Here is a 17,607-nt window from a genome sequence, read left to right as displayed (position 1 = left end):
AGGCTTCCAGCCTGTCAAACCAGCGTTGCTCTCTGTCTTTCCAGCTGTTCTCTACCTACGCCGCCTGAAAATCGATCGCGACCTGCCCGGTATTCGCATCCACAAATTTTTCAAGCGTACCGACGTAGGAGTTGTTGGTCGGGACGGTCGTCAGCGTCCAGTTGTCGCTGGCGTAGACTTTTTTCCCCTCGTCGGCTTGCGTGATGCCGCCGGGAAACGGCAGCACGAAGCGGTGTTTGATGTAGTGCTCGACGTCGCGATCACCATCCGCCCCGGCCGCGTTATCCGCCTCGCTGTGAACGATCCCCGCGAAGCGGTTCGCGCCCGCTGCGATCACGTTGGTGCGATGCCCGGTCGAGTCGATGAAGCACAACGTGCCGTGCGGCAGTCGGATTCCCGCGGCGACCGGTCCCGACGAAAGACCGCCCGTGCCGCCGGTCATCCGGATGCGTTGATTGAGAGTCGTAGCCATGGTTCAGTTCTGTTGAAGTAAGTTCCGTGTCACCGTTTCAAACCCGTCCGGGAAGTCACCCTCCTGGCAGGAGGGTCGAGCGAAGCGAGGGGAGGTCGGCTCGCCGATCACCGCTTCCCCGGCCGCCCTACTCGTCCGAGTCACCCCCAAGATCAATCCCACGTTCACTGGCCGTGAAGCTGACCCAATCCGCCTTGGACCAGCCCGCCGCCTGCAGCAATTCCTTCCGCTCTTCAAACTCCTTGCCGAGCGTCTCCTTCGCCGTCAGCTTCTTTCCGCCGGCACCGTCGTCGTGCCCCAGCGAGACATGGCTTTCCTGCTTCCGCTTCGCCAGACTCTGGATCGCATCATCAACCGACAGTTCGCCGGCCAACTCTTCGGTCACATCCAAGCCCGCCAGTTTCCCCAGCGCCGCGATCGTGTTCGTACGCGTTTTCTCAGCCTTTTCCGCGGTATCTTTCGCTGCGAGTTGCTCGGTCAAGTGGTCAATCTTGCTCGACAGAGCATCGACAGCGGACGTCTCTTGCTGGCTCGAAGCGGTTTCGGTGGTCGTCGTGGTCACGGAATCGATCTCCGGTTTGGGGTTTGGTTTTTTGGGGCCGAAGCGGCTTTCAAGAATTCGGTCTCGCAGTCCGTCGATCCGTGCGGACAGCACTTCGGCGGGCGCGTCGGGAAAGAGTTTGTCGACGTATTGGTCCAGCACGACGGCCAGCTTCGATGAAACGCGGCGATCGCTACCTGCCATGAAGGTGCCCAGCGATTCGACGCCGAACAGATCACCGTGCACGGCATCGCCTTCATCGACGAAGTCCGATGCCCACAGCTTGGTCGGACGGAATAGTGGCGGACGCCGATTCCCTTGTTCGTCATCTTCACGTTCCAGCTTGTCGGTGCTGATCACCACGCTGGACTGAAACGATCCGGGATCTTCATCTGCGGCATCCAACAGAAACACGCCCAGCGGAGTTTTGCCGCCGGTCGCGTTGTGCTTCATCGCCGTTTCGGTCAGATGAGCATCCGCGCGAACGATCTTGCGTCCGTCCCGCTCATCCAAACGAAAATTCTTCGCCCGAGCGACATGTTTGCCCAGGCCATCGTCGCTGTAGGATTCATGTTGGAAGTGAACCTTCACTCCCTTGGTTTGTTCGTTGCCCAGTCGAACGATCGATTGCAGGGCCTCGACGTCAAATTCACCGCGGCCCTTGCTCTTACACGGTCCCTGTTCACAGACCACATAGCCGTTGATGCGACGGTTGGCACGATCCACACCGATCCGATCATCCGAAGCAACCTTCGTCGCACGCAGTTTCGTGGGCTCAGCAGTGACCGTGGCAAGTTCCATGCCCCAATCATCCCGCACCAAAACCCCAATACAACAACCAGCGTCCTATTAGTAGGAGCCATCCCAGCACGTGGCGTCAGCCAGTGGCGCGTGACTGCTTCAGCCTGTCCATTTCACCCACGCGCCGCTCGCTTACGCTTCCCGCTGGCATGCACCCCAGCACGCCGCGTCAGCTAGTGGCGCGTGCATGATTCACGCACGATCCCTCCCCACCACGCGCCGCTCGCTCACGCTTCCCGCTGGCATCCACACAACACCATCGCGCGCACCCACCCTGGCACCTACCCTGGCACCCTTCTCCCCCGGCTTTGCGGGGGAGAAGGGCTGGGGATGAGGGGCCCGGCGTTGTGATAGACTGAGACGTGCCATGAATCCTGATCTTGGTTGATCAGGCAAGCTGACCACCGCAGCGAAAGTTGGGTTTCCACTGATCTGAGACGGGAATGTCCAAAGACCTCACGATAAGCGAGATCGTGTTCGCAAAAGCAAACTTGTGGGATGGTCATGATGGTGTGTACGATGGCAGAACTTTTGGATCGGTTGGTTTCACTGTCGTGTCGGAGACGTAATGACCAGATCAAATCTCACTCTTTTTTGGGCATTTCTGCTTGCTTGCGTTATGTGTGTATCGCGAGAAGCGATTTCAGCGGATAGGCGAAACGAGACATCAGAAGTCGAGAAGAAAGAAAATGAGATTGCGGTCAAATGGAGCACGCTTCGATCCGAGATGCTGGACACGATTAAGCCGGATCCAGTCTTTGACAACACCGCGACCGAGGCGATGAGATTGCGGAAGACGTATCAGATGTTTCGGGTTTCGGAATACCTGAAAGCGTTCGATGTCCGTCAAGAGAGAGAACTATTGAAGCTCAAAATGCGAGAGACAGACGGTCTTTCCGATTCGAAGAGCGATCAGATCGAACTGCGTCTATTGATGCTGGAGAAGCAAGCCAAGTACATAGCAGAACGGATAAAACGCCTCAATGCCGATGAGAATAGCGGGGCTGGGCTTAGAATCTATCTGAGAGAACGGCAGCAACAGTTGGATGAGATTGAGAAGAAGCAGTGGAAGATACCGCTCAACCTGAGGCAGGAATTGTCCGTGATCTGATCGCGGTTGGTTGTGATCCTGTTCGTGGGTTTGATTCTTGGCGGGACGTTCGTCTTGGCTGCGCTGTCGGTACTTCAAGAGACCGTGCAGCCTTGGTAGACACATACCCTACTGCGTGACGCTACGCTGCGCCGGCCACTTCACTCTCCTCTCCCACCTCCCCACTCCCATCTCCCACCTTCGCCCCCAACCCCGCCCGCTCCCGCTCCTCACCTTCCCACTTCTCCCGCGCGATCTCCAACCGGATCTTCTCGCGCAATTCCACATCGCGCTGCTGCATCCCTTCCAGCCAATCCTGATCCTTGTCGGCGTAGACTTCCGAAAGCGTCTCCTGGTCACTATTGATCGCGACCTCGTGCGCCGAAACCTCTTTCTCCGGGTCCACGGCACCGAACGACGTCCCGCCCCAGGAATGATCGTGGAACTCTTCCGCATGCCGCGTGTACGTCAAAACATCCGTTACGTCGTCCATGTGCCCATAGAAAAACGCATCGTCGACGATCCTACGCCACAGCGGCTTGAGCACCTGATGAATCATCGCCTGGGCGCGCATCCGAAATCCAATCCGCCCATCCAGCATCGCCAGCCGGCCGCTCGAATACGTCGTCCGAAAGAAATTCTTGGCCAGCAGCTCGTACGGATAATTCAGCGCCGCCGCGATCGCGCGTAACGAAGCCTCCACGAACGGCGCAAACGTCGAACCCGGCCGCGACGGATCGACCTTCACCAGGTCATCGTCGCTGTTGATCCGTTCGACCATCCCTGGAAAGATCTCTTCGAATGGGTTGCCCTGTTCATCGAACTCGCCCGACGCCATCCCCGCCGAAATCTCCGCGGGCGTGCCCCCACGCTTGCCGGTTTTGATCACGATCCCGAAGCAGGCTTCGATCTGCTTGCCGATCAATTCGGCTTCGTGGAAATCGTCCAAATCCTTCAGGAACGCGAACGCCGCGCACAGCCACGGGATGCCCCGCTTCTGACCAGGAAACATCGACTCGAACAAGTGGACGACTTGCTCTTGGCCGGCGGAGTTGTAACGTCGGACGAATTCGTACTCGACGTCGTAGCGTCGTCCGTTTTTGACCTGTTTGCGGATGTAGTAGCCGACGATCTGATCGGTCTTCGCGTGATAGCGAATCCCCATCCGCACGTTCTCGTCGTCTCGGTGATCCGGCGGCGTTTCCACCCGCATCGGATCGATGACTTCGACCGTCAAACCGATCGGACCCTGGAACGGCGCGTCGCGGAACAGCACAAACGCTTCGCCGAACATTGCATAGGTTCGGCAGATCAACCGCTGCGCTTCGTCGAGCGATTGACGCCGGGCGCGATCCACCCCGCGATTGCTCCAACGTTTGCAGATTCTCTTAAGCGTCTTGTTGGCAAGATCGGCCTGTTCCTTTTCCAAAATCTTGCTTTCGGTGATCTGCGGCCGGCATCCGAGTCCGACGCCGATCTCATGCGAAACGCGACCCTCGATCGCACCGTGGGCGTGCGGATTCGATTGGTACAGTTCCCGCGCGCGGAACTGCATCTCCTGCTGGCTTTCTTCCAGCTGGTCGTTGATCCCGCTGTGGTCGTTGAACCAACGTCCGTCACGGTGTGGTGCGGACCGAACCGACGGATGCGCGTGACGAGACCGCCGACCGAACCCCTTCATCCTGCCGGCCTGCTCGGCCAGAAGCCGGCGTTTCAGCCGTGACGCGATGCGTCGTTCACCCCAAGTCGGCGCGACGGTGAAGATCGCCTCATCGATCGCATTGCCAACCCGCTCGAGTCGCGACACATCCTTCCGATCCGCCGGTTTGCGAGGCCGTTTCGAACCTGTGAGAGCGATCATTTGGTCAATCGAGCCCGGTGACGCGTGGGAACCATTTTCGAGACCGATTCGAGCCGCCCAATCTCCTCATTGATCCACTGCAATAGCTTCCGACAACCCTCCAGCGACTCCATCCGATGACTGCGATTCCGAATCGAAAACTCCGCCGTTGCCCGTTTCCCACCGGAAAACGTCGTCCGCATCGCGGCAATGACGTCGTGGCGGAGTTGTTGAAGCTCGGTAAGGTAGAAGTGGTCAGCCATGACCTAAGCATGGCGGCCAGTAATCGGGACTCAACAAACAATATCCTATTTCTAGGATCCTCATTTAAACGAATGTAGATAGAATGGTTGGTGCCTGAAATGTCTCAGCAAATCGTCGAGGCGCATTCAAGGTAGCGACCACGTGTGGCGATGGTTGACACGGCATACTGTTTGCAAGACGCTTAGCGTCGATCCCCGAAGCCCAATAGGTCATTAGGGACAAGGGAATCACAAAAGTTGACTGTGTCGCGTGGAGTGGTGAGAATACGCCAGACCAATGGTGCCGCCGCGCTTCGAGAACAGGGGCGAAATGGGTGGGAATAGGTTCCCCAAATTGCATTGCCACACTAAAACCGGAAGGTCCAATCAGCGAGAATATTCTCCTTCCCCCTTTCATCCCTTATTGCGCGGCAGAATTACAAGTCGCCCCAACACGTAAAATCGATGTCGCTTCAGAAGCCATTTCACATAGCAGCGTTTGTCCTCACGCTCGGAACGCTTTCGTACCTGGCGAGTGCACTTTGGTCCGCGATTTTCATTGTGCCACTACCAATGGCACCAGATGCGGTAGTGGACGTTCTCGAAACGGAGGGTCCAAACGGCCAGCTTGAATATCGACCTATCGAATTCAAAAATCGATTGGAAGAATTGAAGTACTTCCACAACGTCAGAATGAAAGAACGCAACGGGTATTGGGTTTGGGGACAGATTATTATTGGTCTCGGCATAGGCGCGTTTTGCTTCTACTATTTACCAAAGTGGCGTTCCATCGTGCCAGAGCGTGCCGATCATGCCGGAATAGGAATTGGTGCCGCGTTTTTAGGGCTCGGAACTACATTGATTTTCCCAATGATTCTTTCCTTCTTGCTTCCTGCACCCTATAAATGGTTTCCGCAGGAAATTGTCGACATCGCAGATCTCCGTGAGGCGGCTGAACTCGAACGGCTCATAACAATCGCGGAAGGTTACGACAATTGGGTGAACCAAGTAGATTAATTCTAGATTCTGGAACATCAATGGATAGCCGAAAGCGCGAATTCGCCGTCTGGGAGTTCAGGAACTTTATCCGTAGTCTGTCTGCATTTCACGCCCGAAATGTAGGCCCGAACGACTTGGACGCTCTCCAACCCGCCTTTGTGACTGTCAGGCGGAATGATGCTGTTTCGACATTTGTCCGCCTCAATCCCGAGCATCACGACTATCCGACCGCGATGACCCGTTGACTTCGTAATCGAAGCGTCGTATTTCTTATCAAAAATCGCTGGTCGGGTATTACTTCTACAAAAATGGCGTAACAACCACGTGTGCCCACGCAGGCGAGTCAGGCAGTCTTAAAAGCCGAAATGTTTTCGCGCGTTCTGGGTGGCGTTTGCAAGCTGAGATAAGCTCTACTAAGCACGTGAGCATGTGTAGTTCATGGAAATTGGCAAGGCTTTTGCAGGTTTGTCACGATGGGCGCGGTTCGTTCTTTTGCTAGCTAATTGTCCGGTCGTCGGACGGGCCTGGCAAGGTCGGTGCCTCCCGACAATCACGGGAGACTTACCATGGCAAGACCTGCAACCGTTTTCGCGAAAATCACGAACCAGCAGCAACGTGACCGTCTGATTGAGCTTTGGAAACAGCATCCAAACCATTACACACGAATACGGGCACACGCGATTCTTCTGAGCGATGCTCAATACGAAATTGAGCAGATCGTCGATATTCTTAGTGTCAGTAGAGACAGCGTGCGAGCTTGGATCAAACACTTTGAACAAGACGGACCAGACGCCCTGCTGGACGAAAAGCGACCAGGCGGACCGAGGAAGCTCAATGAACAGGAAGAGCAAATCCTCAAAGATTTGTTGCGGCAATTTCCCTCCCGGCCTGCCACAGTCCTGTCGCGTTTGCGAACACGGACCGGCAAATCGATCAGCCGACATTCGCTGCGTCGTTACGCCCGACGATTCAATTTGAGCTGGAAGCGGTTTCGGCGCAGCCTGCGGAAAAAACGAGACGAAAAGGCTTTCCGGTTGGCTCAAGAGGAACTCGCCGAGTTGCTCAATGAACCTGAACTGGATGTCGTATACTTTGACGAAGCGGGATTTTCGCTTAAGGGCGTGGTGCCATACGGATGGCTTCCCATCGGCGAACGGACCGATGTGCCAGTCACCGGCGCCCATGGGGCGACGGTTCAGGCACTTGGCTTTGAGCATCAAGATGGAACCACCCATACCTATCTTCACAAAGGGTACGTCAACACGCAAACGGTCATTGAAATCATGGATGATTTTTGTGAGACGATTGACCAAACAACGGTGGTCATCCTCGACAATGCATCTTGCCACACCAGCGGAGCTTTTGAAGCATCGATCGAACGCTGGGCAGAGCGTGGGCTGCTGGTTTATCATCTTCCGCCGTATAGTCCCGAACTGAATTCGATCGAGCGACTATGGAGGAAACTAAAGTATCAACAAATGCCCGCCACGGCCTGGGAACGATTCAAAACCTTGTTACAAACGCTGACGACGAAGCTATGCGAAATCGGTGAGGTAACCTACATGCCATCACTTGAAAGTTATGCCGAATAACTCGTGCTGACGTGCTTAGTCGGTGCAGAATGAACAAATGGCGGCAACTATTCCCGAGAGACCTAATGCAAGCTGCTCGCTTGGGAAATCTCCGCAAGGTTCAGCAATTTTTGGAAAACGACACGTTCGATCGGTTGTATCTTTCCAAATGCCTCTCGGCCGCATCTTCCAATTATCATTTCTTGACCGCTGCTGCATTGGTGCGCGCAGGAGCCAACATTGATGTAAGAAATGAAAACGGCTTAACTCCGCTAATGCTTGCTACTTTTTGCAATAACGTGCCGTTTTTCAATTTGGTGATTAAATACGGTGCAAACGTCGATGCCACCGACTGCTCGGGAGAAACACCGCTCATCCAATCAGCTCGCGGTTTCCACAACAACTTAGCAACTGCACTGCTCGCAAACGGTGCCGACGTAAACGCAACGGGCGAGCATGGAACCGCCTTGCACGTCGCTTGCCAAAGCGGCTTCAAGTACTGTGAGCACATCTTTGTGCAATGCGGTGGAAACTTCGTTTCCACATTGATCGATCACGGAGCCGATGTAAATGTCCGTGATGCAATCGGGCAGTCGCCCCTGCATCTACTTGCCAGCGCATGGCGATTAACCAGCTCCGTTGAGGAACGACATCGATCTCTAGCGGCACAACTGATCTCGTGCGGGGCCAATGTAAACGCGATGGATTCCGATGGGCGAACTCCCTTAAGACTTGCGATTGACAATGGATACCACAATTTGGCGAGTTTTCTTACTAAGTCTGGCGCGATGCGTGATCAATCGTAGGCGACACATTATGATCTCACCATGACGAAGGCAGAGGTGCTTGTTGCGAATCTAGAAGTTGGGGCGATTGCGACTTTCTGATGCAATTCTTGACCCTTGATTTGATTACGTCCGCCTCCAGCTGACTGGTAGCAATATACTTGAAAAAATGGCCAAGCTCCAAAACACTACAGTTTCCGATGCGGACATACGCGAATTCGCTGATAGCGCGTCAGATTTTGGGTTTGAACTTAGGATACTTTCCACGCTCAAAGGGTTGTCGATCGATTGTGAGCACAGCGGGACGTACGACGATCCCGTCACGCAGCGACCGCGACAGTTCGACATTCGCGCTCTAGTCGATCTCGGGACACTGCGTATTCGGCTCGCAATTGAATGTAAAAACCTACGGGAGAATTTCCCTCTTGTAATGTTTGAAGTCCCTCGCTCTGAAACCGAGAGTTACCACGACGTTATCTTCTCGCACGAACCGCAGCGAGGCGACTCGGTTTTGTCGATTCCAATCATGGACTCGCATGGTGCGAAACTGCGGCTAGCAGGCAATTCTAGTTTTTATCCCCCGCACGAATACGTTGGGAAAGCGTGCTCTCAAGTTGGGAGATTGCTTAGCAATGACCTTACGGGAAATGATGCTGAGGTCTACGATAAATGGTACCAAGCGATTCATTCAGCCCACGATCTTGTTGATCGTGCAAACAACGATTGGGAGTCAAACGAACAGAAGGCATGTGTGACGTTTGTTCTTCCGATTCTTGTGGTTCCCAACAATCGGTTATGGCGAATCAAGTATCAGTCTGACGGAACGAGGGCGAGCGATCCGGAAAGGACTAGTCGCACTACGATGTACATTGACAAATTTGTTGCCCCAGCAGACCGCTTCGCTGGGATTGCAGCCAGTTTCTCTCACCTCGAAATCGTCACCGAACAAGGACTTGCTGATTTATGCAACGGGTTTTTGACGGGGGACCTCGCCGCGAAAGCGTTCTCCCAAGACGGGGTCAAAGCTGTATTCCCCGACGAAGAATAGAGATTAATCGGGAAGGGGGATCGGCCTACTGGCGTTCTTTCCCACGACCGCACGTGCAGGTCCACAGGTAGAGGAGAAATAAGGATCTGAATACTCTGTTGCAGGTCAAGTCTCGTTGTTCTTCATTGATCCACATCGTGGCCAGTTTGCGACTTCTAAAGCTTATGGCAACTTACTTTGCCGTCCCAGCCATGCACGTTTCATCGCAATTCGAACCGGCGCAGCGTCGAGCGACACCACGCTCTTTCTTTCCGGCCGGTAGCCACAGTTTCCGCAGCGGTAGTACCGCGTTCGGGTGTTGAACTTGCGGTTGACGCGGGTCGTTTCGACTCGCAGGGTTCCTTTTTGACAGACTGGACACAGGTCGTCGCTCATGATCGTCGCCTCCGGATGAATCGGCCTTGAGTGTTTGGCTTGCGGACGAAACCGCCCGAGGACGGCTTCGTGGCGGGTTGCTGCTTTGGGGAGGACGCGAGCTTGGTTTGGCGTTGCAGCCGTTGGTCGCGGTTCTCGGCCGGGAAGCGGCGTTCATTGGGCTGGCGTTCCCATTTGCTGTTGGTGAAGACTTCGGCCGCGGTCCGCGCGTAGCGGAAGACGTCGCGGAAATCGACGGGGATCGTGGATTCGTCGATCCGGACGTGCTTGCCTTCGAGTGGGTTGTAGCGTTCGTTGAGCAGTTGATCGAACAAGTCCAGGTCGCCGACGATCTGACGTGGCAGCATGATCGACATCGGGTCGCCCGGCAGCCGGCGGACCATCGCGTTGTCCAGCCAGTTTTGCGTCACCATCGTGTTGACCTGGATGCACTGCAGCCCCGAAATCTCGTTCGGGTTCTTGGAGTTGCTTCCGCCGAACCGATTCTCAAGCTCCCGCTTGCCGAACATCTTGATCCCCATGTTCCCGTACCGGGCTCCCTCCAACGGCCAAACCCAGGGCGAACGGGGTTGGTTCACTGACATGCAAAACGAAAACACTTCTTCTTGACGGTTCCCGTCCTTGGAATCGATCAGGTTCATCAGGCTGTAGATCGGATGGCCGTCTTCGTGCGGCCATGGCGTCTGCAGCCACATCGCCACGTCGTTCCAGCTTGGCACCGTTCCGTGCTGAATCAGGTAGCCGATTTTGCCCCGGTCCCAACCGAAGGTGCCCACGACAAAATGGTCCAGCTGGACATCGACCGCAGTCGTGACGAACACCACCGGCTTCGGTACCGTTCCTACATCCCAGTCGCCGACACACAGTCGCTGGGCCAACTCCTCCGACTTCATCTGAACCACCAGCGGAACCCAGGGCATTCCCCGCGAATTGTTCTCGAACGACCGTTCGGATTCTGAATCGCCCCGCGATTCGACGTACGCCCGCGCGTTGTCGGAAAACGAAAACGTCGGACCGTACAACCGGGAAAGCTGAAACGATTCGTCGGGCCCGTCGTTGGTCGGAGTCCCGACAAGTTCGCCCGATGAATCGACGTACTGGCCTTCGGCGCACCAGACGCCCTTGCGAATCATTTCCCGGCGCTGTTCCTCGCGGATGTCATTGCCGCATTCTTCGCAGACGTACACCGCTGTTCTTGCAGCCGTGTTCGGGTTGGAATCCCCGTTTTCGTCACGGTCCCACCACAAGCCGCCGGCCGAGCGGTCGGTGCCCTCGTTCCAGACCAATTCCTGGTGATGGCCGCAGTGCGGACAGGGAACATGAAAGCGGCGATTGGTCGCCATCGCAACGTGTTTGCCGATCCGTGATTGACCCTCGATCGTCGGCGTCGACTCGGCATACAGTTTCCGATCCGGGATCTCTTCGCCACGCGCCATCGCCAACAGGAACGGGTCGGCCTCTTCCGATTTGTCCTTGGTGTACTTGTCGACTTCGAACATCGCGATGTAACGCGGGTCCTTGTCGCCGAGCGTCGACGCGGATCCCGACCACGCGCCGTAGATCGTGAAGGTCGATGTCTTGACCTTCTGCTTGGCACGCCGCGCCACGTGCGGACACAACCCGCGGGTTTTGGGCGACTTCTCCAGCATCGGCCAAAACCGGTCCCCGATCGTTTCTTCCACGATTTTCTGGTCCGGGCCGATGATCATCCCGACGTCTGGATTGTGGTCCTGCGCCGCGTGCATGAACGACAATCCGTCTTCGGTCTTCCCCAGCCGGCTGCCGGCCATGAAGAAGATTCGTTTGACGTTGGGGTTGTCCCATGCCTCCGCGATCCCCTGCACCCATGGATAGTCAAAATAGTTGAACGGGATGCCCTTTTTGGTGTAACTGTTCTCCTTCATCCACTCCCACGTATTGATCGGCTCGACGGGCAGGATGCAGTCGAGTGTCCGGTCATCGGGCACGAACGGTTCGACTTCAATCGTCATGTTCGATCTCGCGAAGATCGGCGAGCTGGGTCCGCAGAGCACGCAGAACAATATCGATGCGCTGAGAACAATCGCGTTCCAGTTCCCGTTGGATTTCAGGGGCATAGCCGGCGGCCAATTGAGCGGGGATTTTTTGGATCTGATTGCGGCACGTCGACAAAACCCTCGCCAAGTAGTTGTTCACGGCAGATTTGTGCACGAGACCTTCGGACATCAACTGCCGTTTGAATTCCGTGATGACCGCTTCAGAGCAGACCTTGTCGGCCTTGCCCTCTTGCTCCTTCAGCTTCGCCTTCGCCATACGAAGCTTGAACTCCTCCGGATCGTCAAACTCGAATTGCGATGATTTGCGGTTCAGTTTCCTCCATGCCTTGATCGCATCGACGTCGTAACCGGCGTCGGTTTTCGGCGGCGCGTCCTCGGCCAGCCAGCTCTTGAGCGTTCGTTCATGAACGCCGATCGCCTTGGCAGCATCCGAAATCGTCTCCGCAAGAACGGGTTGATGATCGTGGTCTGACATCCATCATTCGCTGCCTGGGATCAATTCGGGTGGGATGCAAGGATGATCAGTCGCTGATCCGCCAATAGCGGCGACACTTCACCCGACCCGTTGATGTGCTCGAATTCGTATTTGCCGTAGTTGTCCGCCGGCAAATTCGTGTGCGACTCCTTCGTCAGTTCGACTTCGCCGTAGAGTGTGCCTGCATCATCAACGACGGTCCCCGTTGCTTCTCCGGTTTCGCCGCTGGATAGCGTCCATCCCAATCGAACCGTGTCACTTTTTGACACGCTGGCCTGCGTGATCTGGATCCGTACTGGACCGATCGCGGACGTCGATGTGTAGTCCTTGTTTTGCACCAGGACCAGCGTCTTGGATTTCGGATCCAGCAGCGACATCAACACGACTTTGACGGCCGACAGTTGCTGCAGTGCGCTCGCCGTAAAGGAATCGACGCTGACGTCCCCGCCGGCAGCCCCCTGTGACGCTTGGACGACCGATCCCGCAATCGCCGTTTCATCGACGTTGACGTTGAATAGCTGTTTTAGGGCTGCGATGTCGAACCCGCTGACCGTCGTGCCGTCGCCACCGGGCACCGCGACAATCACGGTCGAATTCCCATCGACCATCGGATTGCCGCCTTCGCTGAAATCGACCTTGAAATTCAGCTGCTCCACAGGGTCGGCGCTGTCGACCTCGTAATAGGCGTGGAATTGGCCGACACCGTCGCGGGCCATGAAGGACGTCGGAAAGCCGCCCGTCGCGGCCGTGTAAAGATTTCCCGAGCGATCGACGCCTGCCGCGTTCTTTGCACTGATCGTCACAAGGTTCCCATCAGGGTCCTCCATCCCCACATCATCGCGCGAGTAGATCATCAAATCGATTCGGAATCGCTGGGTTCCGCTCTCAGGCAATGGATACTCTTTCGGAACGACCAACGAAGACCGCACCGAGTTTTGGATGTTGTCCACGCTGGCTTGCGTCGCGATCGGGCCGGCTGACAGGTGGTCGATGTACGCGGCACGCGTTGCCGTCCATTCGGCCGCCAGTGCCGCGCCGTCGGTGCCCCGCATGTTTGATGCGATGGATGGCACGTAAACGGATTGGTTGTCGTGACCGATCAGCCCGATCGTCTCCTTGACGACCACCCCGCCGTCGATCGATCCGCCGAACAGGACTTCGGACGCGCCCGCGGCGAACGCCGCGTCGGGCACATCGACGCGCACGATCCCGTCGGAAATGTGCAGCATCCCGCCGTCGCTGTGGGCGTCATCGACCGCTGACAGGTCCGACAGCGCCAGCGTGACCTTCAGTCCGCCCTGACGCCGGTACCAAATCTCAATTCCCGTCGACGCGGACGTCGGTACCGGATTCAACGCCAGGCCGTCCGTGTCCAGGAACTGCAGGTAGACCGATTGGTCGGCACTTCCGTGGGTGACTTGCCTCATCCGTGCTGCCTCACCATGTTCAGTAACGGCGAGGGCGCACTGCTGTCGCCGATCGTTTCATACAAATTCTGGTGAACGTAGCCCCAGCCGGGCACGCCTCCGCCAACACTCGGGAAACTCCCTTGGGTGACCGTGTAGCACCGCCCGGTGATCGACAGCATCGACGTGTCATAATCGGCTACGGCGTAGTCGTTGATCCATTTGTCGCCGCCCACGAATTCCGAGCTGGACACCCGGTACGCGGTGCCGGCCGTCAACGTCACCGGCGGGCAGGGCTCGATGTAGTGTCCATTCAACAGCGTGCTGGCGGGTGTCACGGTGCAAGAGGCGACCTGCGCCAAGTCGCTGTCGCGCCAGACCATGATGTTGTGATTCTGCGACATCCCAGCGACTGCATCGGTCGGCCGTCCCAGATGTGTTACGGTGATGTCACGCGCCGGAGTGAACCGGTAACCGACGTCGCCGCCAAAGTCGTTGCGGTTGGCGTCGGGAGGCCCCACCTTGATGGCCGGGCGATACGCCTGCTCGATCACCTCGACGTAGGACAGGTAGTCGTCCGTGGTCGCCACCAATCGCATCGTGGTCGAGGCAAAGTCGTGAACATAGACCGATCCGTTAAATCCGCCGGCTGCCGACGCAGTCGCATGATGCACTTCCCGGCCCATCAGGTCGGTGACGTTGCCGACCGTGTGGTTCGCCAGTGTCGTCGGCACGGAGTACACCAGCGTCTCGCCGTCGTACAGGCGGAAATAGCCGTCGGTGAATGCGAGGTCGGGGCGGGCAGCAATGATGCGAATCGCGAACACACCCGCGTGGGGCAGGTCCAGTCGAAACGAATCGAAGAAATTCCCCGAGTTGTAGCGCACACTGCCGGCCGTGTTCGGATCGGCGTTGTACGGGCTTGCCAGGTCGGAACCCTGTCGCGTCGTGGTGTAGACTCCGCCGCTGTCCTCGTGACCGAACGTCAGCCCGGCGCGCGAAACGGGATAGGCATCGATCGACAAGTAATCGGAACCCAAGCAAAACGTTTCGCCGGCGTCATCGGTCGCGTGGCCGGCCGTTTCTCGAAAGTTGATTTTTGCCTCAAACGGCATTCCAAGCGGCCTCCGCGTCGGACCTAATCTTGGCCGGAGTCGCGTTCGCCTTCAGGGCCAGTTCGGCAACGCCAACTGCCGCGTTTGCCCTGGCGACGATCGATGCGTAGGCCGCGTAACGGGCTTCGGCGGCAATCAAATCAGCTTGTGCGGTTTGCACGTCGTCGCGCGTGATCGGATCGCTCCACAATCGGCTTTCCGTGTGGCCGATCCATTTCAGCTGCTGCTTCGTCGCGTCCGGGAGCTTTGCCAATTCCGGCGCGGCGATCAATTGGTCCGCCATCGCCAGCCACTGCGGATCGGTCGCGTCCAGTCCCAGCGCAGCGAACCTGGCCGCGTTGCCGGTCAGTCCCGCCGCCAGGATTGCCTGGTAGACCGCTTCACCGACCTCCGCCCCAAACACCCGCGAGATTCCGGCGATCGACCAACGACGATCGCTCTCGGGTTTCTTTTCGTGCTTCACCGCGTTCAGCGCCGCCAGCAGATCCGCCGGCGTCATGGACCGCCAATCGGGAACCGATTGGATCGCGGTTTTCAGTGATTTGCTCATCCCTTCACTCTCGCGACTTGATGATGTCCAACTCCGTTTTCACCGTCGCCAGTTCGACGCGAATGTTGGCACGATCTTCTTCGCAGGCATCGGATCGAGTTCTCAATTCGGCGTTGCTGGACTTCAGTTCCGCGATTGCGGATGAATGCTCGCGTTGAGTCTTCTGCATATCGGATTTGACGAACGACACGATGACACGCCACAGCACGGCGACCGCCCCGGCCAGCGTGACCGCAACCCAATGCCAGCCAGTGGGTGGTTCATTTTCGCTGATCATTGTTCTGCCCCCTGCAGCATTCGTCGTATTAAGTAAGCCACCCTCCTGGCAGGAGGGTCGAGCGAAGCGAGGGGAGGTCGAACAGTGAATCTCCGATCCATCCACCCGCCACTCGCCCATCCCAGCACGTGGCGTAAGCCAGTGGCGAGTGTCTGCAAACAGTGGGATAGGCTTCCAGCCTGTCAAATCCGAATGACAGGCTAGAAGCCTATCCCACACGCCGCTAACATCTACAATCCAAACAACGGCCCAGTATCGTTCCCACCACCGTCGTCCCCATCACCCTCCGGCAAGAACTTCCGAACCCTTTCCATCGCATTCGAAACCTCCGCCTGCCACTCACCGAGTTGCCGGATCATGAACTCCGCCAACTCCGGATTCGGCTCCGGATCCTCCGGCTGATCATCGTCACCGCCGTCATCCAAGTGATCCCAAATCGGCAGCGTCGTGATATTCGTCTGCTGAAAGAACCCTTCCTCCAGATCCTCGGCACGATCACTCAGCTCGACCAGATCAAGCGGTCGCGGGAATCCGACGGCCGCGCGGTTGGCATACTGCAGCCAAACAGAGCGCATCGTCTGTCCGGCACCATCACCGCCCCACGACCAGGTCAGCAATCCGTACTGCAGGTTGTCGCGGGCGCTGTGGACACCGCTTCCCGACTGTCCGCCGATGCTGATCGGTTGCCAGCGCCACACGGTTCCGTTGTGCGTAATCCGCGTCGTGTTGAGCCGCTGGTAATACGGTCCGCGACAGCGTGGGTACCCGCCGGTGTAGTGTTCGCCTTCGGGGACCTGGTTCTGCAGTTTGACGTGCGGCAGATCCAGCTTGCGATCCGCTTCCAGCACGGCCCAATCCATCATGATCCGGTCCGAGTAAGCCGCCATGATCACGGTGGCGGTCACGGTCTTGTTATTGGCGTGCGGAAACGTGCACCGCATCGACTTTCCCAGCTTCGTGCCGGCGACGTGGGCATTGGTCAGAATCAGTGATCGGCCGTTGCGAACACCGACCAGGGATCCCGAGCCGCAAACGTTCCCGTTGCTGACCTTGCAGCAACCCTGGCTGGACGGACCGAGCGGTTCGTTGGAATACGACGCCTGATCGACGTCGGCGGGTAGAGTGAGCGTCTCTGTCATCATCACGCTCCGACGCCGACGGCGATCAACAACTCGACCAGCAGCGGGATGAACACCTTCATGAACGCCCCAAAGCCTTCCCAGTCGATCGCGGTGCGATCGATCTCACCGCTGGTCTTGCGAGGCAGCTCGTCCACCGCGGGATCCCCGGAGAACGCCATCTGCGTGACCGCCAGATCCTCGGCGGCCTGCCGAAACGACGGAGAAATCAAAGCGACGCGAAGCAACGCGGCGTCACGCACCGTGATCATCCCGCTCCGTCGGGCCTCCCGAGACGCCTTGATCACCGCCCGCCGAAATCCGTCCGACGCTTCGGTCTCGATCAAATTCTCCGCCGCATCAAACGGCATCGAGCCCGCCGGCGGCGCTGCAAACGCCACCGTTCGATTCCGCGAAACCACCGGCGGCGATGGCGGAGCAAACACCACGGGACCCGCGATCGCGGACACCGACTCGCCGACAACCCACGGCGACGTTTCCGTCAATTGTGCCGCCGGGGTATTCGCACAATTCGGTCCGGTACAAACATTCCGTTCGACCTGCCGTGAAACAGACGCGTTACGAAACAGCAGTCGCCTGATCGGCCCATCGGAGAACCCGACGGCACAGAGGAAGACAACGACAAGCAGGACACCGCAGAGAGCCCGACGCATAAGATTGGCCTGAAGATTCAAAGAGAGAGGCTTACCAAAGTCCACATCTCCCGAATCCTACAGACCCCACCACGCCCCCTCCGCGTCAGCAAGCGGAGAGGGATTTTGGTAGACATAACGGCCTAGCAATTACATCTGTTGAACAGCAGTCGTTTGGAGCAAATCCCATAGAAGCAGGTGAACCTGGAAGTG

General features: G+C 57.3%; 18 protein-coding genes. 5 read left to right on the top strand and 13 right to left on the bottom strand.

Features of this window, described 5'->3' with window-relative positions:
* Nucleotides 1-55 precede the first annotated feature (55 nt).
* Entirely contained in the window at nucleotides 56-472 is a 417-nt protein-coding gene (locus Enr13x_RS03335) for a hypothetical protein (RefSeq protein ID WP_145384687.1), read from the bottom strand.
* Between the two features lie 127 nt (nucleotides 473-599).
* Nucleotides 600-1,814, bottom strand: a complete 1,215-nt coding sequence (locus Enr13x_RS03330; RefSeq protein ID WP_145384686.1) for a hypothetical protein — start codon at nucleotides 1,812-1,814, stop codon at nucleotides 600-602.
* 568 nt (nucleotides 1,815-2,382) lie between these two features.
* On the opposite strand from Enr13x_RS03330, the gene Enr13x_RS03325 reads away from it, so the two are divergent.
* Nucleotides 2,383-2,925: a hypothetical protein gene (locus Enr13x_RS03325; RefSeq protein ID WP_145384685.1), complete on the top strand. Its 543-nt coding sequence runs from the start codon at nucleotides 2,383-2,385 to the stop codon at nucleotides 2,923-2,925.
* Between the two features lie 121 nt (nucleotides 2,926-3,046).
* Here the strand turns inward: Enr13x_RS03325 and Enr13x_RS03320 are convergent, their stop codons facing one another.
* The gene (locus Enr13x_RS03320; protein WP_145384684.1) at nucleotides 3,047-4,765 is read right to left on the bottom strand and encodes a phage portal protein; all 1,719 of its coding nucleotides are present in this window, start codon (nucleotides 4,763-4,765) and stop codon (nucleotides 3,047-3,049) included.
* Nucleotides 4,762-5,007 (bottom strand): hypothetical protein, encoded by a 246-nt coding sequence (locus tag Enr13x_RS03315; RefSeq protein ID WP_145384683.1) that lies wholly within the window; start codon nucleotides 5,005-5,007, stop codon nucleotides 4,762-4,764. Before Enr13x_RS03315 ends, Enr13x_RS03320 begins: the two co-directional genes overlap by 4 nt.
* 444 nt (nucleotides 5,008-5,451) lie before the next feature.
* Here Enr13x_RS03315 and Enr13x_RS03310 point away from each other — a divergent pair, with 444 nt between their 5' ends.
* From Enr13x_RS03310 to Enr13x_RS03295, 4 genes are all read left to right on the top strand, one after another.
* Nucleotides 5,452-6,003: a hypothetical protein gene (locus Enr13x_RS03310; RefSeq protein ID WP_145384682.1), complete on the top strand. Its 552-nt coding sequence runs from the start codon at nucleotides 5,452-5,454 to the stop codon at nucleotides 6,001-6,003.
* A gap of 548 nt (nucleotides 6,004-6,551) precedes the next feature.
* Nucleotides 6,552-7,577, top strand: coding sequence for an IS630 family transposase (locus tag Enr13x_RS03305; protein WP_145384681.1), 1,026 nt, complete (start codon nucleotides 6,552-6,554; stop codon nucleotides 7,575-7,577).
* A 65-nt stretch (nucleotides 7,578-7,642) separates the two neighbouring features.
* Nucleotides 7,643-8,362: an ankyrin repeat domain-containing protein gene (locus tag Enr13x_RS03300; RefSeq protein WP_197455750.1), complete on the top strand. Its 720-nt coding sequence runs from the start codon at nucleotides 7,643-7,645 to the stop codon at nucleotides 8,360-8,362.
* Nucleotides 8,363-8,510: 148 nt separating this feature from the next.
* Entirely contained in the window at nucleotides 8,511-9,389 is an 879-nt protein-coding gene (locus tag Enr13x_RS03295; protein ID WP_145384679.1) for a hypothetical protein, read from the top strand.
* A 162-nt stretch (nucleotides 9,390-9,551) separates the two neighbouring features.
* Here the strand turns inward: Enr13x_RS03295 and Enr13x_RS03290 are convergent, their stop codons facing one another.
* The 9 genes from Enr13x_RS03290 to Enr13x_RS03250 form a co-directional block, all read right to left on the bottom strand.
* On the bottom strand, nucleotides 9,552-9,764 hold the full coding sequence (locus Enr13x_RS03290; protein WP_145384678.1) for a hypothetical protein: 213 nt from the start codon (nucleotides 9,762-9,764) through the stop codon (nucleotides 9,552-9,554).
* Nucleotides 9,761-11,755, bottom strand: coding sequence for a terminase gpA endonuclease subunit (locus tag Enr13x_RS03285; RefSeq protein WP_197455749.1), 1,995 nt, complete (start codon nucleotides 11,753-11,755; stop codon nucleotides 9,761-9,763). The genes Enr13x_RS03290 and Enr13x_RS03285 overlap by 4 nt, the downstream gene beginning before the upstream one ends.
* Nucleotides 11,745-12,275 carry a hypothetical protein gene (locus Enr13x_RS03280; protein ID WP_145384676.1) on the bottom strand — a complete coding sequence of 177 codons (531 nt, stop codon included), beginning with the start codon at nucleotides 12,273-12,275 and terminating at the stop codon, nucleotides 11,745-11,747. Before Enr13x_RS03280 ends, Enr13x_RS03285 begins: the two co-directional genes overlap by 11 nt.
* Before the next feature lie 20 nt (nucleotides 12,276-12,295).
* Complete coding sequence (locus Enr13x_RS03275) at nucleotides 12,296-13,702, bottom strand: hypothetical protein (protein ID WP_145384675.1); 1,407 nt, start codon at nucleotides 13,700-13,702, stop codon at nucleotides 12,296-12,298.
* Nucleotides 13,699-14,796 carry a hypothetical protein gene (locus tag Enr13x_RS03270; protein ID WP_145384674.1) on the bottom strand — a complete coding sequence of 366 codons (1,098 nt, stop codon included), beginning with the start codon at nucleotides 14,794-14,796 and terminating at the stop codon, nucleotides 13,699-13,701. The genes Enr13x_RS03275 and Enr13x_RS03270 overlap by 4 nt, the downstream gene beginning before the upstream one ends.
* Entirely contained in the window at nucleotides 14,786-15,346 is a 561-nt protein-coding gene (locus Enr13x_RS03265) for a hypothetical protein (RefSeq protein ID WP_145384673.1), read from the bottom strand. The genes Enr13x_RS03270 and Enr13x_RS03265 overlap by 11 nt, the downstream gene beginning before the upstream one ends.
* Before the next feature lie 4 nt (nucleotides 15,347-15,350).
* Nucleotides 15,351-15,623 carry a hypothetical protein gene (locus Enr13x_RS03260; protein WP_145384672.1) on the bottom strand — a complete coding sequence of 91 codons (273 nt, stop codon included), beginning with the start codon at nucleotides 15,621-15,623 and terminating at the stop codon, nucleotides 15,351-15,353.
* Between the two features lie 230 nt (nucleotides 15,624-15,853).
* Entirely contained in the window at nucleotides 15,854-16,765 is a 912-nt protein-coding gene (locus Enr13x_RS03255; protein WP_145384671.1) for a S1 family peptidase, read from the bottom strand.
* Nucleotides 16,765-17,415, bottom strand: coding sequence for a hypothetical protein (locus Enr13x_RS03250; RefSeq protein WP_145384670.1), 651 nt, complete (start codon nucleotides 17,413-17,415; stop codon nucleotides 16,765-16,767). The genes Enr13x_RS03255 and Enr13x_RS03250 overlap by 1 nt, the downstream gene beginning before the upstream one ends.
* Nucleotides 17,416-17,607 lie beyond the last annotated feature (192 nt).

The organism is Stieleria neptunia, assembly GCF_007754155.1.
Lineage (GTDB): Bacteria > Planctomycetota > Planctomycetia > Pirellulales > Pirellulaceae > Stieleria > Stieleria neptunia.
Note: the sequence above shows the minus strand (reverse complement) of the source record. Positions and strands in the feature narration are given on the sequence as shown.